28 protein-coding genes and 2 pseudogenes are annotated in these 25,717 nt (G+C 71.6%); 17 read left to right on the top strand and 13 right to left on the bottom strand.

Translation table 11 applies throughout. The features are described 5' to 3' along the window. Nucleotides 1–1,521: pseudogene (locus G3I19_RS17985) on the bottom strand (molecular chaperone Hsp90); the annotation flags it as partial. Nucleotides 1,522–1,770: 249 nt separating this feature from the next. Then, entirely contained in the window at nt 1,771–2,679 is a 909-nt protein-coding gene (locus G3I19_RS17980) for an NmrA family NAD(P)-binding protein (RefSeq protein ID WP_164264644.1), read from the bottom strand. Between the two features lie 105 nt (nt 2,680–2,784). Here G3I19_RS17980 and G3I19_RS17975 point away from each other — a divergent pair, with 105 nt between their 5' ends. After that, a complete protein-coding gene (locus G3I19_RS17975; protein ID WP_164264643.1) occupies nt 2,785–3,345 on the top strand; it encodes a TetR/AcrR family transcriptional regulator in 561 nt (186 codons plus the stop codon). 121 nt (nt 3,346–3,466) lie between these two features. Here the strand turns inward: G3I19_RS17975 and G3I19_RS17970 are convergent, their stop codons facing one another. Further along, entirely contained in the window at nt 3,467–4,417 is a 951-nt protein-coding gene (locus tag G3I19_RS17970) for an aldo/keto reductase (protein WP_164264642.1), read from the bottom strand. Between the two features lie 150 nt (nt 4,418–4,567). Between G3I19_RS17970 and G3I19_RS17965 the strand changes: the two genes are divergently transcribed. After that, nucleotides 4,568–6,721, top strand: a complete 2,154-nt coding sequence (locus G3I19_RS17965) for a hypothetical protein (RefSeq protein ID WP_164264641.1) — start codon at nt 4,568–4,570, stop codon at nt 6,719–6,721. A gap of 74 nt (nt 6,722–6,795) precedes the next feature. On the opposite strand, the gene G3I19_RS17960 is transcribed toward G3I19_RS17965, so the two are convergent. Further along, nucleotides 6,796–7,641 (bottom strand): enoyl-CoA hydratase/isomerase family protein, encoded by an 846-nt coding sequence (locus tag G3I19_RS17960; protein WP_164264640.1) that lies wholly within the window; start codon nt 7,639–7,641, stop codon nt 6,796–6,798. Between the two features lie 95 nt (nt 7,642–7,736). Here G3I19_RS17960 and G3I19_RS17955 point away from each other — a divergent pair, with 95 nt between their 5' ends. Then, entirely contained in the window at nt 7,737–8,096 is a 360-nt protein-coding gene (locus tag G3I19_RS17955) for a helix-turn-helix domain-containing protein (protein ID WP_164264639.1), read from the top strand. A 21-nt stretch (nt 8,097–8,117) separates the two neighbouring features. On the opposite strand, the gene G3I19_RS17950 is transcribed toward G3I19_RS17955, so the two are convergent. From G3I19_RS17950 to G3I19_RS17940, 3 genes are all read right to left on the bottom strand, one after another. Further along, nucleotides 8,118–8,807, bottom strand: coding sequence for a class I SAM-dependent methyltransferase (locus tag G3I19_RS17950; protein ID WP_164264638.1), 690 nt, complete (start codon nt 8,805–8,807; stop codon nt 8,118–8,120). 147 nt (nt 8,808–8,954) lie between these two features. After that, the gene (locus tag G3I19_RS17945; RefSeq protein ID WP_164264637.1) at nt 8,955–9,164 is read right to left on the bottom strand and encodes a DUF397 domain-containing protein; all 210 of its coding nucleotides are present in this window, start codon (nt 9,162–9,164) and stop codon (nt 8,955–8,957) included. Further along, entirely contained in the window at nt 9,154–9,933 is a 780-nt protein-coding gene (locus G3I19_RS17940) for a helix-turn-helix transcriptional regulator (RefSeq protein WP_164264648.1), read from the bottom strand. Before G3I19_RS17940 ends, G3I19_RS17945 begins: the two co-directional genes overlap by 11 nt. Before the next feature lie 223 nt (nt 9,934–10,156). On the opposite strand from G3I19_RS17940, the gene G3I19_RS17935 reads away from it, so the two are divergent. From G3I19_RS17935 to G3I19_RS17925, 4 genes are all read left to right on the top strand, one after another. After that, nucleotides 10,157–10,354, top strand: a complete 198-nt coding sequence (locus G3I19_RS17935; protein WP_203599723.1) for a hypothetical protein — start codon at nt 10,157–10,159, stop codon at nt 10,352–10,354. Beyond that, on the top strand, nt 10,348–10,518 hold the full coding sequence (locus G3I19_RS36910) for a hypothetical protein (RefSeq protein WP_203599720.1): 171 nt from the start codon (nt 10,348–10,350) through the stop codon (nt 10,516–10,518). Before G3I19_RS17935 ends, G3I19_RS36910 begins: the two co-directional genes overlap by 7 nt. Beyond that, nucleotides 10,515–10,856: a hypothetical protein gene (locus G3I19_RS17930; RefSeq protein WP_164264635.1), complete on the top strand. Its 342-nt coding sequence runs from the start codon at nt 10,515–10,517 to the stop codon at nt 10,854–10,856. Before G3I19_RS36910 ends, G3I19_RS17930 begins: the two co-directional genes overlap by 4 nt. 75 nt (nt 10,857–10,931) lie before the next feature. Further along, nucleotides 10,932–11,456 carry a GNAT family N-acetyltransferase gene (locus G3I19_RS17925; protein ID WP_164264634.1) on the top strand — a complete coding sequence of 175 codons (525 nt, stop codon included), beginning with the start codon at nt 10,932–10,934 and terminating at the stop codon, nt 11,454–11,456. Between the two features lie 173 nt (nt 11,457–11,629). On the opposite strand, the gene G3I19_RS17920 is transcribed toward G3I19_RS17925, so the two are convergent. Next, nucleotides 11,630–12,541 carry a DUF3027 domain-containing protein gene (locus G3I19_RS17920; protein ID WP_164264633.1) on the bottom strand — a complete coding sequence of 304 codons (912 nt, stop codon included), beginning with the start codon at nt 12,539–12,541 and terminating at the stop codon, nt 11,630–11,632. A gap of 440 nt (nt 12,542–12,981) precedes the next feature. Between G3I19_RS17920 and G3I19_RS17915 the strand changes: the two genes are divergently transcribed. Genes G3I19_RS17915 through G3I19_RS17900 form a run of 4 tightly spaced genes read left to right on the top strand, consistent with a single transcriptional unit; the run spans nt 12,982 to nt 16,380 of the window. After that, nucleotides 12,982–14,331, top strand: a complete 1,350-nt coding sequence (locus G3I19_RS17915) for an MFS transporter (protein WP_164264632.1) — start codon at nt 12,982–12,984, stop codon at nt 14,329–14,331. A 27-nt stretch (nt 14,332–14,358) separates the two neighbouring features. Further along, nucleotides 14,359–14,841 carry a DUF2771 domain-containing protein gene (locus G3I19_RS17910; protein ID WP_164264631.1) on the top strand — a complete coding sequence of 161 codons (483 nt, stop codon included), beginning with the start codon at nt 14,359–14,361 and terminating at the stop codon, nt 14,839–14,841. Nucleotides 14,842–14,845: 4 nt separating this feature from the next. Continuing rightward, on the top strand, nt 14,846–15,505 hold the full coding sequence (locus G3I19_RS17905) for a futalosine hydrolase (protein WP_164264630.1): 660 nt from the start codon (nt 14,846–14,848) through the stop codon (nt 15,503–15,505). Continuing rightward, nucleotides 15,502–16,380: a 1,4-dihydroxy-6-naphthoate synthase gene (locus tag G3I19_RS17900; RefSeq protein ID WP_164264629.1), complete on the top strand. Its 879-nt coding sequence runs from the start codon at nt 15,502–15,504 to the stop codon at nt 16,378–16,380. The genes G3I19_RS17905 and G3I19_RS17900 overlap by 4 nt, the downstream gene beginning before the upstream one ends. 159 nt (nt 16,381–16,539) lie before the next feature. Here G3I19_RS17900 and G3I19_RS17895 read toward each other — a convergent pair whose 3' ends face one another. Continuing rightward, the gene (locus G3I19_RS17895) at nt 16,540–18,057 is read right to left on the bottom strand and encodes an MFS transporter (protein WP_343235133.1); all 1,518 of its coding nucleotides are present in this window, start codon (nt 18,055–18,057) and stop codon (nt 16,540–16,542) included. A 193-nt stretch (nt 18,058–18,250) separates the two neighbouring features. On the opposite strand from G3I19_RS17895, the gene G3I19_RS17890 reads away from it, so the two are divergent. Continuing rightward, a complete protein-coding gene (locus G3I19_RS17890; protein WP_239074477.1) occupies nt 18,251–18,661 on the top strand; it encodes a MarR family transcriptional regulator in 411 nt (136 codons plus the stop codon). Nucleotides 18,662–18,749: 88 nt separating this feature from the next. On the opposite strand, the gene G3I19_RS38110 is transcribed toward G3I19_RS17890, so the two are convergent. After that, nucleotides 18,750–19,133 carry a cold-shock protein gene (locus tag G3I19_RS38110; RefSeq protein ID WP_164264628.1) on the bottom strand — a complete coding sequence of 128 codons (384 nt, stop codon included), beginning with the start codon at nt 19,131–19,133 and terminating at the stop codon, nt 18,750–18,752. A 162-nt stretch (nt 19,134–19,295) separates the two neighbouring features. Here G3I19_RS38110 and G3I19_RS17880 point away from each other — a divergent pair, with 162 nt between their 5' ends. Next, nucleotides 19,296–19,589, top strand: coding sequence for a hypothetical protein (locus G3I19_RS17880; RefSeq protein ID WP_164264627.1), 294 nt, complete (start codon nt 19,296–19,298; stop codon nt 19,587–19,589). Here G3I19_RS17880 and G3I19_RS17875 read toward each other — a convergent pair. Then, nucleotides 19,559–20,191, bottom strand: coding sequence for an HAD hydrolase-like protein (locus tag G3I19_RS17875; protein WP_164264626.1), 633 nt, complete (start codon nt 20,189–20,191; stop codon nt 19,559–19,561). The two genes, G3I19_RS17880 and G3I19_RS17875, sit on opposite strands and share 31 nt — an antisense overlap. Before the next feature lie 96 nt (nt 20,192–20,287). Between G3I19_RS17875 and G3I19_RS17870 the strand changes: the two genes are divergently transcribed. The 4 genes from G3I19_RS17870 (at nt 20,288) to G3I19_RS17855 (ending at nt 24,361) form a co-directional block, all read left to right on the top strand. Then, nucleotides 20,288–21,292 (top strand): iron ABC transporter permease, encoded by a 1,005-nt coding sequence (locus G3I19_RS17870; protein WP_239074475.1) that lies wholly within the window; start codon nt 20,288–20,290, stop codon nt 21,290–21,292. Beyond that, nucleotides 21,289–22,383: an iron ABC transporter permease gene (locus G3I19_RS17865; RefSeq protein ID WP_343235132.1), complete on the top strand. Its 1,095-nt coding sequence runs from the start codon at nt 21,289–21,291 to the stop codon at nt 22,381–22,383. The genes G3I19_RS17870 and G3I19_RS17865 overlap by 4 nt, the downstream gene beginning before the upstream one ends. After that, nucleotides 22,380–23,267: an ABC transporter ATP-binding protein gene (locus G3I19_RS17860; RefSeq protein WP_164264624.1), complete on the top strand. Its 888-nt coding sequence runs from the start codon at nt 22,380–22,382 to the stop codon at nt 23,265–23,267. Before G3I19_RS17865 ends, G3I19_RS17860 begins: the two co-directional genes overlap by 4 nt. Before the next feature lie 101 nt (nt 23,268–23,368). Continuing rightward, nucleotides 23,369–24,361, top strand: coding sequence for an iron-siderophore ABC transporter substrate-binding protein (locus G3I19_RS17855; RefSeq protein ID WP_164264623.1), 993 nt, complete (start codon nt 23,369–23,371; stop codon nt 24,359–24,361). A 131-nt stretch (nt 24,362–24,492) separates the two neighbouring features. On the opposite strand, the gene G3I19_RS17850 is transcribed toward G3I19_RS17855, so the two are convergent. Both G3I19_RS17850 and G3I19_RS17845 read right to left on the bottom strand, forming a co-directional pair. After that, the gene (locus tag G3I19_RS17850) at nt 24,493–25,014 is read right to left on the bottom strand and encodes a DUF4232 domain-containing protein (protein WP_164264622.1); all 522 of its coding nucleotides are present in this window, start codon (nt 25,012–25,014) and stop codon (nt 24,493–24,495) included. Nucleotides 25,015–25,266: 252 nt separating this feature from the next. Beyond that, nucleotides 25,267–25,717, bottom strand: a pseudogene (locus G3I19_RS17845) (hypothetical protein); the annotation flags it as partial.

The raw sequence follows: 25,717 nt of genomic DNA, 5'->3' as shown, positions 1-25,717 counted from the left end.
GATACGGTCGATGGCGTCGCCGAGCGGCAGCCGGCCGACGCCCAGCGTGCGCAGCTCGGCGCGGCGTTCGAGCCCGGCGGGCAGCAGCGTCGGCAGCACTTCGGCCAGCACCCGTACGGTGTCGTCCCCCGCGCCCTCGACGACTTCGGCCTCGAAGGGGCGCAGGGCGTGGCGCCGTACGCCGCTCTCCTCGTCGGTTTCGCCGGCCACGTCATCCAGCGGGGCGGCGGGCGCGAGGAACGCCACCCGGTGCAGCCGTTCCAGGATCGCGGCCCGCAGCGCGCCGTCGAGTTCGCCCTTGCCGAGCGGGCCGGGTACCAGGTCGATGGTGGCGACCGATACGGGCTCCCAGTCGCCGAGCAGCTCGGCGTACGCGTCGGCCGCGCGCTGCACCAGGAAGTCCGTGAGCGGGCCCGGCGCGGGGTGGCGGCGGGCGGTGTCCAGCGGCAGCGAGGCGATGAGCAGCGCGGGCACACCGAGCGGTTCGTCGGTCGGGGTGGGCGCGTGGACGACGGGGGCGGTGCCGGGGCGTACGGGTGCGCCGTCGCCGTCGACCGGGACGGCCCAGGTGACCGACCAGTGCGGACGCAGCCGCTCCTCGACGGGCCGGTCGGCGAGCAGCGCGCGCTCCAGCGGACCGTGGTGCGCGACGGTGCGCCAGCGGTGGATGCCGCCGCCCGAAGCGCTGTCGTCGATGTGGACGTACGCCCCGTGTTCCGAACGGGTCAGGGTGCGGACGCCGTCCGGGGTCTCGATCACGATCTCGGCCAGGCCGGGCAGGGTCAGCAGCAGCGCGTCGTCGACCGAGGCGACGAGCCGCCGGGCCAGGTCGTCGGCGCCGGCGTCGCGCAGCGGGAGGATGACGACGGTGTCGTATCCGTCGGGGGCGGTGCCTTCGGCGGGCAGCGGGAGACGCAGCAGCGGTACGTGTCCCTCGCGGCGGCGCAGTTCGTCGGCGAGGCCGCCGGGTGCCGTGTCCGGCTGTCCGGCTGCCGTACCGGATGACGTATCGGACGCCGTACCGGATGACTGGGCGCGGGCCGCTTCGGCCGCGAGCTCGCGGGCCTCGGCGAGTGACCACCGGACGCCGCCGTGCCGGCCGACGACCGCCGGCTCGTCGCTCACCGCGAGTACGGCGGCGAATCCGACCCCGAACCGGCCGACGGCCGCGTGGGTGTCGGCCTCGGTGCGCTTGGCCGAAGCGCGGAGCGTACTCAGTGACTCGACGCCGGTGGCGTCCAGCGGGGCACCGGTGTTGGCGGCGACGAGCACGGCGGGGGCGTCGCCCTCGCCCGGCCGCAGGGTGAGCCGGAACCGGCCCGGCACACCGGCGCGGGCGGCCGCGTCGGCGGCGTTCTGGGCGAGTTCGACGACGAGGCGGTCGCGGTAGCCGCCCAGCGCGAGATCCTCCTCGGCGTTGGCGTCCTCGCGGAACCGGGCGGGGGTGGTGGCCCAGGCATCGAGCACACCACGCCTCAGGCGTGCCGTCCCGAAGGGGTCGGCTGCGTCTGTCGCTTCCACGATCACGGCTTGTGCTCCTCTGTGGGGCGGGGTACGGGGACCGTCCCGGTCCCGGCTGAAGGTACCGCGTACCGGGGGACGGGACCTGCCGCGGGTGGGCGCCCGGGGCGGGCTTGGCTTGTTCCCCTCCCCTGCCCGGCCGTCCCTGTTCCCCTCCCCGCCCGTCTCCGTTCCCCTCCCCTGCCCGCCCCCGTCCCCGTTCCTCTCCCCTGCCCGCCCGCCTTCCCGTAACCCGGATCCCGCCGGCCGTCAGGTCGCGGCCCGCAGATGCCCTCCGGCCCATTCCTCGAAAGTGGTGAGGGGGATGCCGAGGGCCCGTGCGTATTCCGGACGGGCGGGCTGAGCGTGTTCGTTGATGTGCGCCTGCGCGAAGCCCATGCCGGGCATCCCGGCGGCACTCGCCTCCTCCTCGGTCATGTCGGGTGCCGTCAGCCCGGCCCCCAGACCGCGGGAGAGGATCTCGGCGATCTCCGCCATCGTCAGGACCTCACTCGCCAGCTCCAGCTCGACTCCGTCGAACCGCCGCGGTGCGGCGATGGCCGCGGCTGCGGCCCTGCCGATGTCGTCGACCGCCACGAGGGAGAGCCGGGTCGCGGGCTTCAGGAGGCTCACCAGGCCGCCGTCCACACCACGGGGGAACATGATCTTCTCGGCGGGGAGGAAGTTCTCCATGAAGTAGCCCGGTTTGATGAGCGTCCAGTGTGTGAAGCCGGCCGTGCGCACCCGGTCCTGGATTCCGGCCTTCGCGGTGTAGTACGGCTCCATCCAGGCCCAACGGCCCCTGACCCAGTCGACATGCTGCCCGGCGCCCGAGACGGAGCTGTGCACGAACTGCGGTACCCCGGCAGCCCGCGCGCCCTCGATCAGGTGGACGGCCTGGGCCACCTCGCCCTCGAAGCCGCGTCCGTCCATGTCGGGCATCTGGACCGAGAAGACGGCACGGGTTCCTTCGGCGGCGCGGGCCACGGAGCCGCGGTCGTCGAGGTCGCCGGTGACCAGCTCGGCACCCAGCGCCGCGACGGCCCCGGCCCGCCCGGTGCCCGGATCACGGACCAGCGCCCGGACGGGGATGCCCGCCGCGAGCAGGGCCCGGGCGGTGGCGCCGCCCTGCCTGCCCGTGGCACCAACAACGAGTACTGGCTGGGATTCTGACGTCATGATGCCCCTCGGCCGGTCGCACACACAGCTAAGTGGCGAGGCCCGCCACTTATCCTTCGGTACGATACGGAGGGCCCCGCCACTTAGCAAGCCGGAGATGACCCGATGACCGCCCAGCGCGCAGACGCCCGGCGCAACTACGCCCGCATCCTCGCCGTGGCCGAGGACGAGGTCGCCGCACACGGCGCCGACGCCTCCCTGGAACAGATCGCCCGCACCGCCGGAGTCGGATCAGCCACCGTGCGACGCCACTTCCCCAGCAGGCACGCGCTCCTCGACGCGGTGTTCAGCGAACGGGTCGAGGCCCTGCGCGCCCACGCCACCGAGCTGGCCGACGCACCCGACCCACGCGCCGCGCTGCTGGACTGGCTGGCAGCGCTCACCGCGTACGCCACCTCCGCACGGGGCATGGCCGACGCGCTGGCCCCGGCCGGAACCGACGGCCCGGAGCATGTGAACGCCTGCTCGGCCAAGCTCACTGCCGCAGCAGGCCCCCTGCTCCACCGCGCCGCACAGGCGGGCGCGGTGGAGCAGGACGTGACCATCGGCGACCTGATCGCACTGGTCACGGGCATCGCCCTGGCCACGGAACATCACCCGGACCCGGGCGCCGAAGCGGACCGCCTGCTCGCCCTGACCGTGCGGGGAATCAGCCCGCGGACCTGACCGGGGGCGGGGGCGGGGGCGGCGAGCGCGGCTGCCGTCGAGGCGAGCGCGGCTGCCGTCGACGCAAGCGCGGCTGACGTCGACGCAAGCCCGGCTGCCGTCGAGGCGAGTGCGGCTGACGTCAGGCGGACGCGGCGTCCAGGGACCGCAGTTCGGCATCGGAGAGGCGCAGGTCCGCCAGGGCGGCGAGGGCCGGCACCTGGTCCACCACCCGCGCGGAGGCGATCGGTGCGACCACGGTCGGCTGCTGGGCCACCCAGGCGAGGGCGACGGTGGCCAGCTGTACGCCGTGTGCCGACGCGATCTCTTCCATGGCGGCGAGAACCCTGATGCCGCGCTCACTGTCCGCGTAACCACCGGCCAGGCCGGGCATGTCGCGCACGTTGTCCACCGGGCGGCCCGGCCGGTACTTGCCGGTCAGGAACCCGGAGGCGAGGGCGAAGTAGGGGACGCAGGCCAGTCCCTCTCGCTGGACGATGTCCCGGCGTTCGCCCTCGTAGGTGTCACGGGAGACGAGGTTGTACTGGGGCTGGAGCACCTGGAAGCCCGCCAGGCCCTCCTGGCGGGCGAACCGCAGCATGGCGTCAAGGCGTTCCGGGCTGATGTTGGACGCCCCGAGGGCCCGCACCTTACCGGCGCGCACCAGGCCGTCGAACGTCGTGACGACGTCCTCGACCGACACGGATTCGTCGTCGAAGTGGGCGTAGTACAGGTCGATGCGGTCGGTCCCCAGGCGCCGGAGCGAATCGTCCACGGACGCCTCGACGTTGGCGGGCGCGAGACCCTTGCGCTCCGGGTGGTCACCGACCTTCGTGGCGACGACGATGTCGTCCCGGTTGCCGCGCGCGGAGAGCCACTCAGCGATGATGGTCTCCGACTGTCCGGGCTGATTGCCGGGAAATTGGTAGATGTACGAGTCCGCGGTGTCGATGAAATTCCCGCCCGCGGCGGCGTAGGCATCGAGTACGGCGAACGATTGCTCCTGGTCGGCCGTCCAGCCGAATACGTTGCCGCCCAGACAGAGCGGCGCAACGGAAATCCCGGTCCGGCCAAGCTTCTTGTGATCGAACATGTCCTCATTCAACACCCGGTAGGCGAGCGGGAGAGGGTGCCTTCCCACGAGGACCCGCACACACACCGGACACAACCACCTGACGCACACGCCTGCCGGCCACGTGGAACAGTGGATGCCCGTCATCTTTCATCCACTGTGCGGGGGAGCATGAAGGAGAACAGGGAAAAGGAGAACGACGGACTCCGGCTGTCGCTGACGACCGGCATCCTGGGCACTTGCACGGCGGCGCTGGCGCTCGCGCTCGGTCTGGCGGCCATCTCCGAGGCCGTGTCCGGGAATTCGATCGTCTGGTGGCAGATCGCCGTGGCGCCGTTCGCGTTCTTCATGGCGGTCAGGGCGGAGTCGGTGTCCCGGCAGACCCTCCAGTACACCAGGCGCGTCCTGACCTCCCGCCCCTTGAAGGGCGCCGTACTGCACGAACACCTGGAGGACCACACCTATGTGCTGTATCTCCGGGCCTTCGGCCGCGACAGGGAACTGGGCACCACCCAGCCGGTGCGCGGTGTGTGGAACTGGACGCTGGCCCTGGCCGGCCTGGCGTCGGTGGACTCCCAGCGCACCTGGGAGGAACGTATCGTCCTGCCCTTCCTGCGCCTGGGCCGTGTGATCAGCGTGGGCGAGCCCGGCGAGAGGCTTCCCCGGCTCGGCGCGGCCCGCTTCTATCTCCCCCACGACAACTGGCGCGCCACCGTCTCCGAAGCGATCCGCCGGTCCCGGCTCGTCGTCATGGTGGCGTCGATCAGCCCGGACGAGTCGGCCGAAGGCACCCTGTGGGAGTACACGGAAGCGGTACGTCTGCTGCCGGCCGAACAGCTCGTACTCATCGTCTTCGACGACCCGGACGGCTATGACCGCTTCCGGCGACTCACGGCCGCGTACGCGGACCGGCGCGCCCCCGAACTCGACGCACAGGGAGCCCGATTACCTCCGCTCCCGACGCTGCCCGGCCACCACGAGATGACCCGGACCACCACCCGGTCCGCCCAGTCCACCCGGTCCGCCCGGCGCTCCAGGCGTGACCCGCTCATCGGCGCGATCGTGTTCGGGGCGGGCCGGGAGCCCGAGTTCGCCCCGCTGACCGGATCCGCACGCGCGGTGGCCCGCCTCTCGCCGCGGCTGGCCGTGCGACGGGCGGTCCGCGACTTCATCGCCCGACTCGAACTGCGTCTCCCGGGGCGGGCCGTGAGGCCCTGGGGGGTTCCCCGGCAGCTGCGCTGGATGTTCCTGGTCCTCTCGCTCTGGCTCCCGTACGCGGACTTCATACGCAAGGGCAGGCACGGGAGCCCCGGCACCAAGGCCGTCTTCATCGCCCTGCCCCTGCTGCTCTTCTACGGCTACGTCAAAGCACGTCTCGAATCCGGTGAACAGGAACTCGACCAGGGGGTACGGATACTGCCGCCGGATGTCGCCCCGGCCGCACCCCCGGACAAGCGGGAGAGCCGTTCCGCCCCGCAGACCGAGTCGACGCGGTCCTACGTACACCGGCAGTGGTCCCTATGGTTCTACGGAATGACGGCTCTGGGGGCCTTCACGCCCCTGGGCGCAGCGCACCTCGGCACCCGTATGTGGCTGTGGGCCTGCCCCGTGCTCGTGGCCCTGGGCGTGTACTGGTTCCGTATGACCCTGCGCCGCACCACCGCCTACCGGCGCCGCCCCCGCACCCCCGAGGACATCTACACCGAGGAGAGCGTGCTGCTCCTGCATCCGGAGACCGGCCTCCCCGGCGGGGACGAGCGAGCGCACCGGGCCGTCGAGAAGTGGTTCCCGGGGTACGGGGAATTCGTCGCCGTCGGCCCGGCGGACGACCCCGCGCCCGGCAGCCGGTGGGCGCGCCTCGACCTGCCGGCGGACGACACCCGCCCCATGGTGTCCGCCGCCTTGGTCCATGCGTGGCTGGTGATCGCGGTGGCCGTTCCGGGGGCGGAGAACATATGGCGGTTCTGCGAGGCCGTACGCCTGCGCAACCCACCGCACGTGCTGCTCCTCGTGACCGGCGATGCTGAGCAGTACCGCCGGTTCGCGGCGGAGGCCACCGCCGAGTTCCGGCGCGGAGCCGAACGCTTTCCGCGACGCGGCCCCCAGGTCCGCGGATTTCCCCGGCTCCCGGGCCTCCCGCGTACGGCGCCCGCCGCCGACGGGGCCCAGCTGTCCGCCGTGATCCGTTTCACCAAGGGCTGGGGCACACAGCTGCACACCTTCGACCCGCCGCTCCTGTTCACCGAGGCGCGGTCCTTCCGGTCACGGCAACGCGTCTGGAACGAACTCCACCCTCACATGGACAAGTTGCGCGTGCGGGTGTGACGGGGCGGGGCGCTCCTGACGCCGACGCCCCTGGACTCCGCCGGTGACGCCCGCGTGCATTCCGGCAGAAGCTCTCAGGTGATGTCGTCGACAAGGGCCTCCAGGTGACGCTCCCCGTCCCGGGTGTGCGCACCGGCCGCCAGTGCGGCCTTGGCGAGACGGGCTGCGGCGGGTTCACCGAAGAGCCCGTTGAGGAGCTCGTTGGCCTTCCGCAGGCCCTGCGTGGTCGACTCGGCCGCGGAGTCGACCGCTTCGGTCGCGGCGCGGACGACGCCGGGAGGCAGAGCGGCGATACGGGCGGCGAGGGTGTCGACGACGTGGTCCAGCTCGGCGTCCGGCACGGCCCGGTTCACCCATCCGATCCGCTCCGCGGTCTCGGCATCGGTCAACTGCCCGCCGAGGATGATCTCCAGGGCGCGTGCGCGGCCCACCAGACCTGGCAGATACGCGGTGCCTCCCGCGCCCGGGATGATTCCCAGCCGGCACTCCATCTGCGCCATCCCGGCGCGCTCCAGCGATGCGAACCGCATGTCCATCGCGGACATCAGTTCCGCACCACCGCCGCGCGCCAGTCCGCGCAGCTTGGCGATGGTGACCTGCGGCAGCGACCGGATGCGTTCATGGAGCCGCATCATCGGGTTGAGGGCTTGGTCCTCCCCAGGCGCAACGGGGAGGCCGACGAAGGCCGCGGGGTCGTCGGCGGCCGTCATGTCACCGTGCGCGACGAAGAAGTCCGGATCCGCGCTGTCGAAAACGATCACCCGGATGTCGTGGTCGCCCGACATGGCGTCCGCGAACCGGTCCAGGTCCTTCATCAGGGCCGCGTCGAGCAGATTGAGGGGCGGGTTGTCGATCACGACGTACGCCACACCGCTGCTGAGAGAGACCTTGAGGGTCTGGGTCGAGTACGCGTCAGTCATGATTCCCGCTTCGCCGTCAGGCCAATAAGTATCTGATATATACCTAGTAGCCTGGATACACTTCAACGAAATCAGGTATCGCGAGGGAGACCGACGTGCCCGAAGTGGAGCTCAACGGCGACGGCCGGGAACTACTCGACCAACTCTTCGACAAGTGGTCCCTGCTGGTACTGGCCGCACTGTGCGACCGTCCCCGGCGCTTCAACGAACTCCGGCACCACCTGCCCGCCGTCACCCCGAAGTCGCTGACCGCATGCCTGCGCCGGCTGGAGCGCAACGGCATGGCCGAGCGAGTGGTCGTGTCCACGGATCCGGTGGCGATCGAATACCGCATCACCCCGATGGGCCGCACCCTTCGGCCCCCTGTGCACGCCGTGCTGGAATGGGCCGTCGATCACCTCGACGCGGTCGGCGCCGCGCGCCGTCACTACGACGGGCGACGTGCGGACAGGTGACCGCCGCCGTCGCGCGTTGCCTTACTTCCGGGATGCCGTCACGAGCAGTGTGTCAGCGGTGCGCTGCCCGCCTTCGGGCGCAGGCAGCACGTCGACGGTGGTGTGGGACAGCCCGGCCGCGTCGAGCAGGTTCACCCACAGGTGTTCTCGGAGTACCCAGCGCCGCACCGTGGCTGGTGTCCCGTCCGGCGTCTTCGCCGCGATGTCGGCGTGCACGACCTCGGACTCGGCCGGCTCACCGTTCAGATAGTGGGCGAGGGTGGAGAACACCAACCGCCCACCGGGCCGCAGCGCAGCGCCCGCGGCCGGCAGGAGGTCGCGCGGGTCGGTGAAGTCGACGGCACCGAAGACGCTGTACAGCACGTCGTAGGAGCCGCGCATGGTGCGCAGGTGCTCCACGGCGTCAGCGTGCACCAGGTGCAGGCGCGGGGCGAGGCCCGAGTAGAGGCCGGTAGCCATGGCGTGCCGGGCAGCAGAGGCGTCGACCGCGACGACCCGGGCGGGCTGATGATGGGCCACCAGATGGGCAGCCTGCCGGGCGGATCCGGCGCCGAGGTCACCGACACACAGACCGGTCAGGTCACCGAGTGCTTCCGCGCCGGGCCCGCCGTCCTGGCTCCAGGCCCAGGAGAAGGTCTCGGGGACTGAGCGGTCGGTGGCGGCACGTTCGCGGCCGTAGTGGTGCCAGAGGTCAGCGGCGGTCGTGGTCACCCGCCTCACCCTGGCCGGTGCACGCCTGGGGCGAGGCGGTTCGGCAGAACCTCACCCCTACAGGGCTTGGCGCTCCGGGCCTGAGGCCAGGAGCGCCAAGGAGACGTGGGGCGGCCCTGCACCCGTATGCGTCAGGGGCCGGGTCGGTCAGGCGATGCCCAACTCTCCATCCCTGACGCCCGTCACGAAGGAGGCGAACGCGCTGGTGGGAATGGACAGGACCGGGCCACCCGGGTTCTTGGAGTCGCGGACAGGAACGAGGCCGTAGGGGGTGATGAGATTGGCGGCGACCTCGATGCACTGACCGCCGTTCTCACTGTACGAGGACTTGAACCAGCGGGGGGTTTCAGTCGTCACGGGTGCCCTTTCGTAACTGGTCGATCATGGCCACGGATGTCGCTTGGGAGGCAGCTTCAGCCTGTAGTTGATGGTAGGCGGCCAGCATGGGCAGCACGAGCGGGCTTTCCCGTTCCAGATGTCCCCGTTGGGCGGACTCGGCGTACGACATGAGGGACCGGTCCGGCATCGTCAGCACGGTTACCGGCAGGCTGAGCGGGCGGCGGACTCCCATGTCGAACGGCGCAATTTGGAGCACGGTGTTCGGCAGTTCGGCGAACGCGACCAGACGTGCCAACTGACCGTCCATAACAGCCCTGCCCCCGATGGGTCGGCGTAGGCAGCTCTCGTCAAGCACCACGAAGACCAAGGGGGGCTGCGACCGGATCAGCGAAGCCTGACGCTCCGCCACGAGCGCGATCCGCTCGTCTGCCTGGTCTGGGGTGGTGACGCCACGTTTCACGGTGCTCTCCCCGAGCGTTGCCGCGTACTCGGGGGTCTGGAGCAACCCGGGGATGACGCCCACTTCGTACAAGCGAATCTCCGCTGCCCGGCTCTCATGCCGGACGTACTCCGGAAACCCTTCCAGTAGTGCCGTCTGCCGAACTGCCTGACTCTGGCGCTGGAGCCGGTCCCCCGTGCCGAGCGCCCGATCCGCACTTGCTGCAAAGCGGCGAGTTGGAGGGCGACGCCCAGTTTCGACGGCTGAAATGTGCGTCCCGGAACACCCCATCCGGTCCCCGAGCTCGTCCTGTGTCCAGCCACGTTCATCCCGCAGTCTGCGCAGCATCTCTCCGAAGGCCGCTTTCGGGGACTTTTCGGGGTCCAGCTCTTTTCTGTTCAACGACCATCACTCAACTCTCTGTACAGATAACGCAAGTTGAAGACACCGTGACTCTAGGCCACGCTGAGCCGCCTTGGTAGTGAAGTGACTACGGAGAGGAGCGGCGGTGTCCGCACATAACACCCCGAATGAACAGGAACCTTCGCGCGTACCGGATCTCGGCACCCTCATGGTCGATACGGGGCACGGCAACCGAACCGGGGAGTTCCGCGGGCTCTCGGGCCCGTACTGGTCACTGCGGCCGGTCAACGGTGGCTCCGAGTGGGAGGCGGTGCCCGGAGAGGTTCGGCCCCCGACGCCGGCGGAGCGGCTGACCGCCGAGAACGCGCGTATCAACATCCGGAGCCGCAAGGGGCTCGCATGGTGACCCCGGCGGAAGAACCATGCCGGAAGTGCGAGGAGTTCGACCTCGCCGAAGCGGTCGCCAGAGCCGAGCACGACCCCAGCCGGGAAACCGACTGCCGGGTACTGCGCAGACGCCACCAGCAGGCCGACCACGAAGGACAGGAGTACGGAGGGCAGCAGCCGTGACGTACGCACTGGTCCGGCTGGCTCTCGTCGCGGGGGCCCTCCAGGCCCTCATGCGGCGACGCCTCCCCCGCATCCTGCTCGTACTCACCCGTCAACGCCCCAAGCAGCCCGCTCTGTTCGCGGAACTTCAGCACATCGAGACGGACCTCGCGTACCGCGCACGGTTCTTCGCAGGGCTGAACGCAGCACTCGCCGAACGGAACGCGGAACGCATCGCTGAGCTGGAAGCGCTTCGGACCGCACTCGCTCAGCTCCGTAACCCGGTCTCCCCGACAACGGCGGGCAAGGGGACATTCGGGTGCTTCACCAGCGCTTCGGGTGGTTCACCAACACCGTGAGCCCCCGCCTCCCCCGGGCTGGAACGATGGGCGGGAACGATGGGCGGAACACGCACACGAAGGGGTCGGCATTCCATGAAGGACACGCCAGAGGGCGGCATCGCGGGCGAGGCGACCTTACTCATTCCCGCCACGGAGGAGCATCTGTCGCTGCTCGCCGAGTGGTTCGCCGACCCCGGGTTCGTCCGCAACTGGGGCGGACGGCCTCTCACCCGCGAGGAAGTGGCCGCCAAGTACACCGGAAGGCGGCGTCCCGCTGTGGTGTCGCTGCTGGTCCTCAGGGGCGTCGATGCCGTGGGGTACGCCCAGTACGTCACCACCGGCCCTCATGAAGGCGGCATCGACATGGTGCTCCTGCCTCACGTACAGGGCCAGGGGTACGGCCCGGACGCCGCCCGCGCCCTCGTCCGGCACCTCCGTACCGTCCTGGGATGGGACCGGGTCACCGTCGACCCCGAAGCCTCCAACCACCGAGCCATCAGGGCATGGCACAAGGCAGGCTTTCGCCCGGTCGGCCCACGGGGCAGCCAGCTGCTGATGGAGTACAGGCCCGCACAGAACGGCCCGCCACGACCGGCCCCGGCAGATGCCTCCTGCTGAGGACGGACCGAACCTTTTCCAACCCTGATACCTGCTCACCCGTCCCGGCGCACCCCGAAGTGTCCGTAGCGGAGTGAAGGCGTGAACAGGCCCCTGTGACCCTGTCGGCTCCGCGATGGAGCGGCAGGGCCCGGGTCCCGGAGCATGGGGAAGGGCGGGGAAGACCCCACCCCTCAGGAATGCCCCAGGTCGTCCGCCCCCGGAGCCGCCTCCGTCGAGACCGAGCCGCCCTCCGGGTCCGGGCGCAGGGCGAACGGGTCAGCCGCCGTCGAGTCCAGTACCAGTGGGGCCGGGCGCAGGGGCTTCGGCATGACCGCTGCCTCCGAGTGGCCGCCGCAGCCGTACGACAGGGACACCACATGGCCGTCCGCCGGGCCGAATTCGTTGCCGCAGACCCCGAAAGCCTGCCGCAGCGAACCGGAGAGCGGGACCAGGAAGGCACACGTCACACAGGAAGCCGGGGCCGCCTGGGCCATTGGGGTCTTCGCGCCGTACTCCTCGTCCCAGCGGTCCGCCGCCTGGTGCAGGCCGTAGCGGGACAGCACCCGCGCTCGCCGCATCCCCAGCTCGTCGGCGACCGCGGCGACCGTGCCGCGGGCCGGGACCGCCGTGCGGTCGGTGACCTCGGCGTCCTCCGCCTCGACCCGCTCGGCCAGCTCGTCCGAGAGTACGGAGTTGGGCGGCGGCGCGTCCTCACCGGAGAAACCGGGCTCCAGGCGCAGATCCTCCGCCTCGGTGGGCAGCAGGTCGCCGGGCCCCATGTCGCCGGGGCGCAGCCGCTCGCTCCAGGGCACCCACTCGGGGGCCAGCAGCGAGTCGGAGCCGGGCAGCAGAACGGTCTCGTCGAGCGTGACGAGCTTGGCCCGGGATGCCCGGGCGACCGTCACCGCCCAGCGCCAGCCCCGGTAGCCCGGTTCCTTGCACTCGAAGTAGTGGGTGACCACCCGGTCACCCTCGGCCACCACAGAGACGTGCTCGCCGACCACCCCGGGGAAGGCAGCTTCCTCCGCCGCCTCACGGGCGAGGCCGACCGCCTCGGCGCACAGGCGGTCAGGGGTACGGCTTCTCGTCGTCGCAGCACTCACAGGTCTCGCTTCTCTCCTACGCCGTCTCACGGGTGCGCCGGACGAACTTCGCGTACGAGCAACGGGCGGAGCGGACCGGAGGACCGCGTCAACGTCCGCGCCCGACATGCCCGGGCGCGCGCCTTCTCCCACCCATTCTGCGGGATAACGGAGAGGCGCACAGCCAAGGACAACCGCCGGTGGCGCGCTGGAGGCTGCCGGCCGCACCCGGGCGGAGGAGCCCGCGGCGTCTGGCGCCGTGCATCGCAAGGCGGAGATCGCCCCGGTAACCGAAGTCACGGGGCGCTTCCGACAACGCGGCGAGGCGCGGTGACAGGCGTCGCGGGCCCGCCCGGGAGTGGTCGGCAGCCTCCGTGCACGCTACCCCTTCTCCGGCTCTCGTCCCACCTGCGCGTCCGAATCCCGGTTCGGGTCGTACGGGGTTGGGGCACTATGACGGGGTGACCACCGCAAGGTCGTCCGACGGATTCAGCCCGGCGCGCAGGGCGGGGCGGGCCGTCGGCCATGCCCTCCAACGGCCGTTTACTGCTACCGCAAAAGGGATCAGACGGGCGACGAACGCCCATGGCGCGGGCGAGTCGGGCCTCGGCAAACTGATCGAACTGCACGCCGTGAACAGCGCGGGTGACGTGATGATCACGGTTGCGCTGGCTTCGACCGTGTTCTTCTCCGTGCCGACCGGTCAGGCCCGCGGCCGTGTCGCGCTCTATCTTCTGGTCACCATGGCGCCGTTCGCGCTGCTCGCCCCGGTGATCGGCCCGCTCCTCGACCGACTGCCGCACGGCCGCCGGGCCGCGATGGCCGCCGCGATGATCGCCAGAGTGGTCCTGGCGCTCGTCATGTCGGGCGCCGTGGCCACCGGCGGCCTTGAGCTCTATCCGGCGGCGCTGGGCGTCCTGGTGGCGTCGAAGGCGTACGGGGTGGTGCGCAGCGCGGTCGTCCCGCGGCTGCTGCCGCCACGGTTCTCGCTGGTCAGAGCCAACTCGCGGGTCACGCTCGGCGGGCTGCTCGCGACGGGTGTGGGGGCGATGGTCGGCGCCGGACTGCACCGGATCGGCCCCGCCTGGCCGCTGTACGGGGCGTCCGCCGTCTTCCTGTGCGGGGCGTTCCTGGCCTTCACGCTGCCCCGCAAGGTGGACTCCGCGAAGGGCGAGGGCAAGGCCCGGCTGGTGGAGCAGGCCGACGAGCGCAAGCCGTCGCTGCGCACCGTCGGCCCCTCCGTACTGAACGGCCTGGTGGCGAACTCGGCGCTGCGCTCGCTCTCCGGCTTCCTGATCTTCTTCCTGGCCTTCCTGCTGCGCGAGCACCCGATGGCCGGGCAGAGCGCCGCCGTGTCGCTGGCCGTCGTGGGTGTCGCGGCCGGCGGGGGCAACGCGCTGGGCACGGCCGTCGGCGCGCTGCTGCGCTCCCGCGGGCCCGAGATCATGATCGCCGTCCTGCTCGGGGTGGCGCTGGGCACCGCGGTCCTCACGGCGGTCTTCTTCGTCTCGGTCATGGTGACGGTGCTGGCCGCCGTCGCCGGCTTCGCACAGGCGCTGGCCAAGCTGTCGCTGGACGCGATGATCCAGCGGGATGTCCCCGAGACCGTACGGACCTCGGCGTTCGCGCGCTCGGAGACGGTGCTCCAGCTGGCCTGGGTGGTCGGCGGCGCCATCGCGATGGCTCTGCCGCTGAACGGCATGCTGGGCGCTTCGGTGGGTGCCGCGCTGGTCGCGGTGGGTGCGATCACGACCGTACGGGGGCTCCTGACGGCCGCCAGGCGCGGCTCGCCGCACCCCCGCGTGGCGTGACCTGCGCCGGGCGATAGCCTTCGCCCCATGACCGTTGCGCTTCTTACTGGTAAGGGCCGCCGCACCGCCGCCGCTCTCGGTGCCGTGTCCGCCGGACTCCTCGTCCTGTCCGCCTGCGACAAGCCGACGCCGCTGGCGACCGTGACGGTCGGCACGAACTCGGTGCACTCCGAGGCCGCCTGCTACAACGACGGCAAGGCCCTGGACATGGCCGCGTCCAAGGCGTGCGCCTCGAAGAAGAAGGGCACCAAGTCCATCAAGGTCGACCCGGACAAGACCGTCCGGATCGGTGTGGACCCGAAGCTCGCCGACAAGGGCTGGGTGCTGCTGCTCAACGGCCAGCAGCTGACCGCCGTCAGCAAGAAGACCTACACGACGGTCCCGGGCAACGTCTTCTTCAACTCCCAGTACGGCGCCAAGGGCAACTCGTCGACCGTCGCCATCGCCGAGGGCGACGGCACCACCAAGGTCTTCGGGCTCTGGTCGTTCGTCTTCAAGAAGGACGCCTGACGCCTTGCGTGTACTCATCGTGACCGCGGTCCCCGCTGAGCGGGACGCGGTCACGCGCGCGTTCGGGACCGGTACCACGGACCGGGACGCGGGGACCGGGAGTTACGACGTGATCGCGGCCGGGGTCGGCCCCGCCGCCGCGGCCGCCGGTACGGCCACGGCGCTCGCGCGCGGCTCGTACGGTCTGGTGGTCTCGGCGGGCATCGGCGGCGGCTTCCACGCCGCGCCGGGCTCGCTGCTGGTGGCCGACGCGATCGTCGCGGCGGACCTGGGCGCCGAGACGCCCGATGGCTTCGTGCCGGTCACCGGTCTCGGCTTCGGCTCGGTGGAGCACCGGCCGCCCGCCGCGCTCGTACGGGCGGTGGCCGACGCCACCGGTGCGACGCCCGGCACCGTACTCACCGCTTCCACCGTCACCGGCACCGCGGAGCGGGCCGCCCGGCTGCTGGCCGCACACCCCGCGGCCGTGGCCGAGGCGATGGAGGGCTTCGGGGTGGCCGAGGCGGCCGCGCAGGCGGGTGTACCGGTGCTGGAGATCCGGGCGGTCTCCAACGCCGTGGGCCCGCGCGACCGTGACGCCTGGCGCATCGGCGACGCGCTGTCCGCGCTCACCACGGCTTTCGGGAAGCTCGCGCCCGTACTGGAAGGTTGGAACCGCACATGACTGAGGCAACCGAGGCACCGCTCCTCACCGACGCGCTGAACATCGCGTTCTCGCCCTGCCCCAACGACACGTTCGTCTTCGACGCCTGGGCCCACGGCCGGGTGCCGGGGGCGCCCCGGATCGATGTGACGTTCGCGGACATCGACATCACCAACGGGATGGCCGAGCGCGGCGAGTACGACATCCTGAAGGTGTCGTACGCGGTGCTGCCCTGGGTGCTCGACGAGTACGCGCTGCTGCCGTGCGGCGGGGCGCTCGGACGCGGCTGCGGCCCGCTGGTCCTCACCAGGGGGCCCGGCGTGGACCTCACCGGGAAGACGGTCGCCGTGCCGAGCGAACGCTCGACGGCGTATCTGCTGTTCCGGCTGTGGGCGGCCGAGGTCGTGCCCGGCGGGGTCGGCGAGATCGTCGTGATGCCGTTCAACGAGATCATGCCGGCGGTGCGCGACGGCAAGGTCGACGCGGGCCTGGTCATCCACGAGGCGCGGTTCACCTACCAGGAGTACGGGCTGCACTCGCTGGCCGACATGGGGCAGCACTGGGAGTCCACGACGGGCCTGCCGATCCCGCTGGGCGCGATCATCGCCAAGCGGTCACTGGGCGAGGACCGGCTGCGGGAGCTGGCCAGGACGGTCCGCGCCTCGGTACGCCAGGCGTGGGACGACCCCGAGGTGTCCAGGCCCTATGTGCTGGGCCACGCGCAGGAGATGGACCCGGCGGTCGCCGACCAGCACATCGGTCTTTACGTGAACGAGTTCACGGCCGACCTCGGCGAGGACGGCTACGCGGCGGTCCGCGGGCTGCTCACCCGGGCGGCGGCCGAAGGGCTCGTACCGGCGCTGCCGCCCGAGGCGCTGGCCTTCGCCACGGAGTGAGCCGCGCAGCAGCGGGGCGGCCCCCCTGTGGCCGCCCCGCTGCTCGTCCCCGCCTGCTTGCCTCCCCCTGCTTTCCCCCCTGTGGCCGCCCCGCTGCTCGCCCCACCTGCGTGCTTGCCCCCCTGCTTGCTGCCTCCCCTGCGTGCCCTTGCTCGCCTCTCACCTGCCCGAGGGGCTCGAACTCCCCGCGGCCTGGACCGCTTCCGTCCCCGCCGCTGTCTCCGTCGCTGCCGCCGCTGCTTCCGCTGCCGCCGACGCCGCGTGAGCGGCCGGCTTCGGCCGGCCACGGCCGGGGATCGCCAGGACCACCAGTGCGGCCACCAGCGCCACCGCGCCGCCGATCACGAACGCCGTACGGAAGCCCGACTCCGACGGGATCGTGACGCCCCCTGAGGACACGGTCAGCTGGGCCAGCACCACACCCATGACCGCGCTGGAGACCGACGTACCGACCGACCGGGCCAGCGAGTTGAAGCCGTTGGCCGCCGCGGTCTGGGAGAGCGGCACCGCACCCATGATCAGGGCGGGCATCGCCCCGTAGGCGAAGGCGACGCCCACGCTGATCACGCATCCGAAGATCACCAGGCCCCAGACCGAGCCCATCAGGACGGTCGCCAGGCCGTAGCCGATCGCGATGATCACGGAGCCGGCGAGGAGCGACACCTTGGGGCCGCGGACCGCCGAGAGCTTCGCGCCGAGCGGCGAGACCGCCATCATCACCAGCCCGGACGGGGCCATCCACAGGCCGGCCACGACCATCGACTGGCCCAGGCCGTAGCCGGTGGCCTCGGGGAGCTGGAGCAGCTGCGGTGCGACGAGCGACTGCGCGTACATCGCGAAGCCGACCACGACGGACGCCAGATTGGTCAGCAGCACCTGGCGCGTCCCGGTGGTGCGCAGATCGACCAGCGGGTCCCTGGTACGGAGTTCGAAGACGCCCCAGACCAGCAGGATGACGACGGCCGCCGCCAGCAGCCCCAGGGTGTTCGCGCTACCCCAGCCCCAGTCGCCGCCCTTGGAGACGGCCAGCAGGAGGGCGACGAGACCTGCGGCGAGGCCCACGGCCCCGGCGTAGTCGAAGCGGCCCTCGGCGCGGACCGGTGCCGCGGGTACGAAGAGCAGGATCAGAGCGCCGAGTACGGCGCTCAGCCCGGCCGAGCCCCAGAACAGCATGTGCCAGTCGGTGCTCTGCGCCACCGCGGCCGCGATGGGCAGGCCGAGCGCACCGCCGATGCCGAGCGAGGAGCTCATCAGCGCGATGGACGAGCCGACGCGCTCCGGCGGCAGCACGTCGCGCATCACGCTGATGCCGAGCGGGATGATGCCCATGCTGGTGCCCTGGAGCGCGCGGCCGATGACCATGGGGGCCAGCGAGCCCGCGAGCGCGCAGATCAGCGAGCCCGCCACCAGCAGCCCGACGCAGACCAGCATCAGCCGCCGCTTGCCGTACAGATCACCGAGCCGGCCGGTGACCGGGGTGGCGACCGCACCGGCGAGCAGAGTCGCGGTGATGACCCAGGAGGCGTTGCCCTGCGTGGTGTGCAGCAGCTGCGGGAGCTGTGCGATGAGCGGTACGACCAGGGTCTGCATCAGTGCGGCGACGATGCCCGCGCCCGCCAGGACGGCGACGACGGGGCCGGTCCTGGGGAGCGGTGGCGCGGTGGCGGTCGGTCTCACGGGATCTCCTCTTCGGCTGCGCGCCCGATGGCGCGGATATGCAGCATACACATCGTATGCATGATGCACACACGCGTGCTATACAGGCAACTTGGCGTGGCAGACCGGCATGGCAGACCGGCGCCGGGAAATGCGCGAGAGGAGACGCCGCGTGCGTCAGGCGAGCGACAGCTTCGAGCGGGTCGAGCGGGAAATGACGCTGCTGGCCCGGTACCGGTACATGGCCATGGCGCAGACCACCCGCCTGGAGCGCAGCGCCTATGTCCTGCTCTGCCGGATCGAGGTCGACGGCCCGCTCTCCATCGGGCAGCTCGTCGAGGCACTGGGCCTCGACACCTCGACGCTGAACCGGCAGACCGCGGCGATGACCCGCGCCGGTCTCGTCGAGCGCATCCCGGACCCGGAGGGCGGTCTCGCCCGGAAGTTCCGGATGACGGAGGAGGGCGCGCAGAAGCTGCACGCCGACCGCGAGGACGCCGTCACCAATCTGGAGCGGGTGCTCGCCGACTGGAGCCCCGAGGAGACCGGCGCGTTCGCGGCCGCCCTCGAACGCTTCAACACCCGCATCGAGACGATCATCGGGCAGCCCTGGCCCCGGCCGTGACGGCCGCCACAGAAGGCCGACAGACCGGTGGGCCGGGGCGGGGATTCGGCTCCCCGCCCCGGCCCACCGGGAGACCGTGTCCGTACGGTCAGACGTCCAGCTGGTCGGCGACCGCCCGCAGCAGGCCGGCGATCTTCGCCCCGGCCGCCTTGTCGGGGTAGCGGCCGCGCTCCAGGCTCGGCGTGATGTTCTCCAGGAGCGTCGTCAGGTCCTGCACGATGGAGGCCAGCTCATCGGGCTTGCGGCGCTGGGCCGCCGCCACCGACGGCGTGGGGTCGATGATGGTCACGGTCAGCGCCTGGTCGCCGCGCTGGCCCGCGACGACGCCGAACTCCACGCGCTGCCCCGGCTTCAGGGCGTCGACTCCGGACGGGAGCACCGACGAGTGGACGAAGACATCGCCCCCGTCGTCGCGGGAAAGAAAGCCGAAGCCTTTTTCCGGATTGAACCATTTGACCTTGCCGGTGGGCACCGTCTGTCCTCGTCCTCGTAGTCGTAGAAAACGGCTCTGGATAGCACTGCAGCGGGTCACCCGACCCGCCGGGACTCAGGCTAGTGGTCCGGCTCGTCGTCCGGGGACCAGTAACAAGACGTCATTTCGTAGTTCCTCCGGGCTGGGAACTACCCTGGCCGGGTGAGCAATGAAACCCAATCGGCCGACGCCCCTGCCGACACCCGTGCCGGTGACCGGCTGGTGCAGGCCGGCGCGATCATCTTCTTCGTGGGAGCGGTGGCCACACTGGTCACGGTGGCCCCGCTGTTCCTCGGGACGCACCCGTTCCCGTCCCTCGCGTATGCCGTGTGCATGCTGATGGGGGTCGGCTTCATCGTCGCCGCCGCCGGACTGCTGCGCTCCATCGCTGACCAGCGCCGCCGGGCACGCGCCGCGATGGCGGGTCAGGCGTCCGCGGTGACCCCGGCCGCGTAGCCGTCCAGCCACGCGGGGAACTCGGTGAGGTCCGTCAGGACCACATCGGCTCCGGCCGCGCGCAGTTCCTCCGCGCTGATCGGACCGGTCGGCACACCGACGGACAGCGCGCCCGCCGTGAGCGCCCCGCGCACGTCCCCGATGTGGTCACCGACGTACACCGAAGCGCCGTGCTCGCGCAGCGCCTCCGCCTTGGCCTCCGCCCAGAGCCGGCCGATCACGGCGTCCGGCTCGATGCCCAGGTGGACCAGGTGGCGCACGGCGTCCGGCTGGTTCTTGGCGGTGACGACGATCGCCCGGCCGCCGAGCCGCCGCACCGCGGCCACCGCTTCCGCGGCGCCGGCCATCGCCGCTGACGGCTCGATCGCGTATGTGGGGTAGATCTCACGGTAGCGGTCGCGCATCGCCGGGATCTCGGCCTCCGGGAACCAGTGGGCCAGCTCGGTCTCCAGCGGCGGGCCGAGCCGGGTGACCACGAGATCGGCGTCGATGTACGCCCCGGTCTCGGCCGAAAGGGCCGTCATGGCGGCGTGAATCCCGGGCCGGGAGTCGATCAGAGTCATATCGAGGTCGAAGCCGACCGTCAGCGGTTGTGAGGACATGCCCTCCATCCTCCATCCTCCCGGTACCTGACCGGCCCGTCCGAAGCAGCTGAGCTTAGACTTAGCCAAGCCTTACCAACTGTCGGAATGGGTCAGATGTCAACTCCCGTGGCCCGCCGCCGCATCGCCTGGACGGCCGCCGCCGTCGTGGCCCTGCTGCTGGCGGTCCTGCTCAGCCTCGCGGTCGGGGCACGGGCCATCGCGCCGTCGGCGGTGATCGACGCGCTGCTGCACGGCGGTCACAGCAACACCGCCGAAGTCGTACGCCAACTGCGGGTGCCGCGCACCCTCATCGGCCTCATGGTGGGCGCGGCGCTCGCCCTGGCCGGGACCGTGCTCCAGGGCATCACCCGTAACCCCATCGCCGACCCCGGCATCCTCGGCATCAGCCAGGGCGCCTCGGTCGGTGTGGTGCTGGCCATCGCCTTCGCCGGGATCCACAGCCTCACCGGATACGTCTGGTTCGCCTTCGCCGGGGCGGCGTTCGCTTCGGTCGCGGTGTACGCCATCGCATCGCGGGGCCGCGGCGGCGCCACCCCGGTCAAGCTCGCGCTCGGCGGCGCCGCGATCAACGCCCTGCTCGTCTCCGTGGTGCAGGCGGTCCTGACCACCAAGGCGTCGGCGCTGGACGAGTTCCGCTTCTGGCAGGTCGGCTCGATCAGCGGCCGTGACACCGACATCGTGGGCCAGATCTGGCCGTTCCTGCTGGTCGGTGTGGTGCTGGTGGCCTCGGTCGCGCGGGGGCTCGACGCGCTGGCGCTGGGCGACGACATGGCGCGGGGCCTCGGCCAGAAGGTCGCGGCCGTACGCATCGTCGGCGGCATCGGCGCCACCGTGCTGACCGGCGTCGGCGTCGCGGCCGCGGGACCCATCGCCTTCATCGGCCTCGCGGTGCCGCACATCGCCCGCGCGATCGTCGGCAGCGACCACCGCTGGGTGCTGCCGATGGCGGCCCTCATCGGCCCGGTGATGCTGCTGGTCTCCGACACCGTCGGCCGGGTCGTCTTCCCGCCGAGCGAGGTGCCGGCCGGTGTGATGACGGCCCTGATCGGGGTGCCCTTCCTGGTCACCCTCGTACGCCGGAAGGCGGTCCCGGCGTGACACAGCCGGTCCCCGCCACCGCGCCCCCCGCCGCGGCCGTGCGCCCCGCCGGGTACTCCCTCGTACGGGCCGGGCGCGGCACGTTCCTGCTGCACCGGCGGGCGGCGGCCGTCGCCGTGGCGCTCGCCGTGCTGCTCGCCGTCACCTGTGTCGCGTACCTCTGCGTCGGCGAGGACTTCATCGCACCCGGCGAGGTCCTCAAGGTCATCACCGGCAGGCCCTCGCCCGACGAACTCGTCGTGGGCACCCTGCGGCTGCCCCGGATGGTCGTCGGGCTGCTCGTCGGCGCCGCCTTCGGTGTGGCCGGCGCGCTCATCCAGACCGTCGCACGCAACCCGCTGGCCAGCCCCGACATCATCGGCATCAGCAAGGGCGCGGGCGCGCTCACCGTCGCCGCGATGTCCCTCGGCGTGACGTCGGCCGCCGTCCTGCCGTACCTCTCGGTCATCGGCGGGATCACCGCCGCGGCCCTGGTGTACGTCTTCGCCTGGCGCGGCGGGCTGCACGCCACCCGCTTCGTGCTGATCGGCATCGGCTTCGCCATCGCGCTGGGCTCGGTCACCCAGCTCTTCCTCACCAAGGGCGACTACCTGGTCGCCCAGCAGGCCCAGATCTGGCTCACCGGCTCGCTGAACGGCCGCGGCTGGAGCCAGGCCGGACTGCTCGGCTGGGTGCTGCTCGCGCTCGTACCGGCGATGCTGTGGGCCGCGTACGCCCAGCGCACCGTCTCCATGGACGACGACACCGCGACCGCGCTCGGCATCCGGCTCGGGCGGGTGCGGCTCGGGCTCGTCCTGCTCGGTGTGGTGCTGGCATCGGTGGCGACCGGTGCCGCCGGGCCCGTCGACTTCGTCGCGCTGCTCGCCCCGCAGATCGCCCGCCGGATGACCAGGACCGCGCAGATCCCGCTGCTCTGCTCGGCGCTGATGGGCGCGTTCATCGTCGTACTCGCCGATCTGCTCGGCCGTAAGCTCCTCGCGCCCACCGAACTGCCGGTGGGCGTCCTCACGGCGGCGGTCGGCGCCCCGTATCTGATCTGGCTGATCGCGAAGAATCACGGTGCCCGCGGCCGTAGTGGAGGAAGCGCATGACCAGCACCCCGCGGGCCACCGCACCGGCCAGGCTGACGGCCCGTGAGCTGACGCTCGCCTACGACGACCGCACCGTCGTCGAAGGGCTCGACCTGGCCGTGCCCGACGGGCAGGTGACCGTCATCGTCGGGCCCAACGCCTGCGGCAAGTCCACCACCCTGCGGGCCCTGGGGCGGCTGCTCAAGCCACGCAGCGGCGCGGTGCTGCTGGACGGCGCCGAGCTGGCCCGTACGCCCACCCGCAAGATCGCCCAGTCCATCGGGCTGCTCCCGCAGTCCCCTTCGGCGCCCGAGGCGATCACCGTCGCCGACCTGGTGGCACGCGGCCGGCAGCCGCACCAGCACTGGTGGCAGCAGTGGTCGGACGAGGACGAGCGCGCCGTCACCGGGGCGATGGAGCGCACCGACATCACCGCTCTCGCCGAGCGGGCCGTGGACGAACTGTCCGGCGGGCAGCGCCAGCGCGTCTGGATCGCGATGGCGCTCGCCCAGGAGACGGATCTGCTGCTGCTGGACGAGCCCACCACCTACCTCGACATCGCCCATCAGGTCGAGGTGCTCGACCTGATGCGCCGGCTCAACAAGGAGCGCGGCAGGACCGTGGTCGCGGTGCTGCACGACCTCAACCAGGCGGCCAGGTACGCCGACCACCTGGTGGCCATGAAGAACGGCCGGATCGTCGCGGAGGGGCACCCCGGGGAGATCGTCACCGCGGAGCTGGTACGGGAGGTGTTCGGCCTGGAGTCGGTCGTCATCCCCGATCCGGTGACCGGGTCGCCGCTGGTCGTGGCGGGGGCGCCGTGGGGCGCGGACACCGGATCGGGTGCGGGAGCGGGCGCGGCAGGCGGGGGCGCCGCGTCCGAGAGCTGCGCGGCCGACGTCTGAGCCCCCTGCCGGGACGCCGTCCTGAGGACCACCATTCCAGGGGAACGCCGTCCAAGCAGTCGAAGCAGCCGAAGCAGTCCAAGCAGTCGAAGGGGCTCGTCATGAAGCGCTTACTCCTCGGTGGGTACGGCCGCGACCGCCGCCGTACCGCCGCCGGTGCTCTCGTCATCGCCGCCGCGCTGGCTCTCACCGCGTGCGGGTCGGGTGACACCAGCGGCAAGCCGTCCGCGGGGACGGCCGCCACCCACACCATGAAGACGGCCATGGGGGACGTACGGGTCCCGGACCACCCCCGGCGGGTCGTCGTCCTGGACACCGCCGAGCTGGACTCCGCCATCACGCTCGGTGTGAAGCCGGTCGGCTCCACCCACGCGGACGTGAAATCCGGGTTCCTCGACTATCTGCCCAGGGACAAGGTCGCCGGGATAAAGGACGTCGGCGAGATGCTCCAGCCGAACATGGAGGCCATCGCCGCCCTCAAACCCGATCTGATCCTCACCAGCAAGATCCGGCACGGCGACAAGTACAGCCAGCTCAGCGCCATCGCGCCGACCGTCATGACGGAGAACACCGGCTACCCCTGGAAGGCCAACTTCCGGATGCACGCCGAGGCTCTGGGCAGGCAGGCCGAGGCCGGGAAGGCCGTCGCCGCCTACACAGCCCATGTCCGGCGGGTCGTGGCCGCGCTCGGCGGGCCCGCGAAGGCGGCCGCCACGAAGGTCGGTGTGGTGCGGTTCGTGGAGGGCGCCGACATCCGGATCTACGGCAGGAAGAACTACATCGGCACGATCCTCGCGGACCTCGGCGTCGGCCGCCCGGCCATCGCCGACAAGGCCAAGGACGGCTTCACGTACGACGTGAGCCCCGAGCGGATCGACCTGGCCGACGCGGACGTGCTCTTCCACTCCACGTACGGAGACCCGGCGAAGGCCAAGGAGACACAGACGACGCGCAGCGGTCTGTGGAAGAACCTGACGGCGGTGCGGGACGGCAGGACGTACGGCGTCGACGACCAGCTGTGGATCCAGGGCATCGGCTACACGGCGGCCGACCGGATCCTCGACGAGCTGCAGCGGGATCTCACGAAGCGCTGAGCCTCGCCGGCCCGGGCGGGTCCCGCTGCCTGCGTAGGACCCGCTTTGCCTGCGCGGGTCCCGCTGCCGGGGCCCGTTCAGCACTGTGCCGCCGCACCCGCAGGGGTACGGCGGCACAGGGAGCGGGTGTCTCAGGCTCCGGCCTGCATGGCGCCGATCTGGGTACCGGCGTCGACCGAGAGCGAGCCCTCCGCTGAGGACTCACCGGGGATCGTCCCGCCGCCCGGGGTCTTGAGCGTGAACGTGACCTCATTGGCCTTGGCGCCCGCGGTGGCGCTGGGCACCTGGATGTCGAAGTGGACCGGGTGGCCGGGGCTCAGGGTCACCGCGGAGGTCTGCTTGCCGTACGCCTTCGCGGTCACGCCGTCCAGGGAACCGTGGTTGAGGAACCGCACGCCGCTGGGCGAACCGGCCAGCTTGCACGACTCTGTGCCGGGGGCCGCGGTCAGCGTGACGCGGTAGTGGCGGTGGCCGGCGCTGGAGGCATCCGGGGTGATCTTCGCGGTGTGGTTCGCCGGGCGGCAGGACGAGACCTTGACGCCGGCCGCAGCGGACGTGTGGGCCGTGGTGGATGCCTGTGCGACGCCCACTCCGGCGGCTCCTGCCAGCGCGGTGGCGGCAACCGTCACAACGAACCTACGAGACATACCCATGGCCAGCTCCTTCGCATCCGCTCACGGTGCGGCCGGTCGTGCAACCCGCCGAACCCCTGTCTGCGAACAGCTTGCCCGCTCTACCGGCCAAGATCGTCACGAGAGAGCAACACGCCTGCTACAGACGTAAACGGGGACAGAGCAGACGCCGCGGGGGGCCACGCTCAGGCCCGCTGCCCGGCCCGTACGAAGGCGTCACGGCCGTGTCACAGCACCAGCCGTGTCACAGCACCAGCCGTGCCACGGCACCGCTCACGGCAGCCGCCTTCGCGACCGCCACACCAGATACAGCGCGGAGGCCCCGGCCGCCACCCGCAGAACGACCGGCCAGACGCCGGAGATCGCGTCGCCCATGCCGTGCGCGGGGATCGGCGTGCCCCAGCGCCCGTCGGCCCGCCCCCACAGCCAGACGATCCCGCCCGTCAGGGCCAGCCCCGGCAGGCCGAGCACCGCCCACTTCGCCTCGGCGCGGCTGAGCCTGCGGGAGACGTACGCCAGGAGCCAGCCGGCACCGAGCGCGATCAGCGAGCCGATGACGGCGCCGACGACCAGCAGGACCGCGGCGAGCAGCAGGAACGGGCTGGAGAAGCCCCCGGCGACGGCCCGCACGCCACCGCCGGCCGGTCGGCGGCCGAGCAGCGAGCGGCCGCGGAGCGGCTGCGCCTCCACGGACTCCTCGCCGTCGGGGTCGTCCTCCTCGGCT

This window comes from Streptomyces sp. SID10853, assembly GCF_010548145.1.
Taxonomy (GTDB): domain Bacteria; phylum Actinomycetota; class Actinomycetes; order Streptomycetales; family Streptomycetaceae; genus Streptomyces.
The sequence above is the reverse complement of the archived record's forward strand: the minus strand, read 5'-3'. Positions and strand labels throughout refer to the sequence as shown.

Coding starts and splice junctions, on each gene's coding strand:
- G3I19_RS17850 (WP_164264622.1), bottom strand. CDS start 25,014: ATGGGTATGTCTCGTAGGTTCGTTGTGACGGTTGCCGCCACCGCGCTG.
- G3I19_RS17890 (WP_239074477.1), top strand. CDS start 18,251: ATGACGCTGCTGGCCCGGTACCGGTACATGGCCATGGCGCAGACCACC.
- G3I19_RS17910 (WP_164264631.1), top strand. CDS start 14,359: ATGACCGTTGCGCTTCTTACTGGTAAGGGCCGCCGCACCGCCGCCGCT.
- G3I19_RS17970 (WP_164264642.1), bottom strand. CDS start 4,417: ATGTTCGATCACAAGAAGCTTGGCCGGACCGGGATTTCCGTTGCGCCG.
- G3I19_RS17870 (WP_239074475.1), top strand. CDS start 20,288: ATGTCAACTCCCGTGGCCCGCCGCCGCATCGCCTGGACGGCCGCCGCC.
- G3I19_RS17940 (WP_164264648.1), bottom strand. CDS start 9,933: ATGCTGCGCAGACTGCGGGATGAACGTGGCTGGACACAGGACGAGCTC.
- G3I19_RS17975 (WP_164264643.1), top strand. CDS start 2,785: ATGACCGCCCAGCGCGCAGACGCCCGGCGCAACTACGCCCGCATCCTC.
- G3I19_RS17855 (WP_164264623.1), top strand. CDS start 23,369: ATGAAGCGCTTACTCCTCGGTGGGTACGGCCGCGACCGCCGCCGTACC.
- G3I19_RS17980 (WP_164264644.1), bottom strand. CDS start 2,679: ATGACGTCAGAATCCCAGCCAGTACTCGTTGTTGGTGCCACGGGCAGG.
- G3I19_RS36910 (WP_203599720.1), top strand. CDS start 10,348: ATGGTGACCCCGGCGGAAGAACCATGCCGGAAGTGCGAGGAGTTCGAC.
- G3I19_RS17960 (WP_164264640.1), bottom strand. CDS start 7,641: ATGACTGACGCGTACTCGACCCAGACCCTCAAGGTCTCTCTCAGCAGC.
- G3I19_RS17875 (WP_164264626.1), bottom strand. CDS start 20,191: ATGTCCTCACAACCGCTGACGGTCGGCTTCGACCTCGATATGACTCTG.
- G3I19_RS17935 (WP_203599723.1), top strand. CDS start 10,157: ATGGTCGATACGGGGCACGGCAACCGAACCGGGGAGTTCCGCGGGCTC.
- G3I19_RS17860 (WP_164264624.1), top strand. CDS start 22,380: ATGACCAGCACCCCGCGGGCCACCGCACCGGCCAGGCTGACGGCCCGT.
- G3I19_RS17925 (WP_164264634.1), top strand. CDS start 10,932: ATGAAGGACACGCCAGAGGGCGGCATCGCGGGCGAGGCGACCTTACTC.
- G3I19_RS17900 (WP_164264629.1), top strand. CDS start 15,502: ATGACTGAGGCAACCGAGGCACCGCTCCTCACCGACGCGCTGAACATC.
- G3I19_RS17965 (WP_164264641.1), top strand. CDS start 4,568: ATGAAGGAGAACAGGGAAAAGGAGAACGACGGACTCCGGCTGTCGCTG.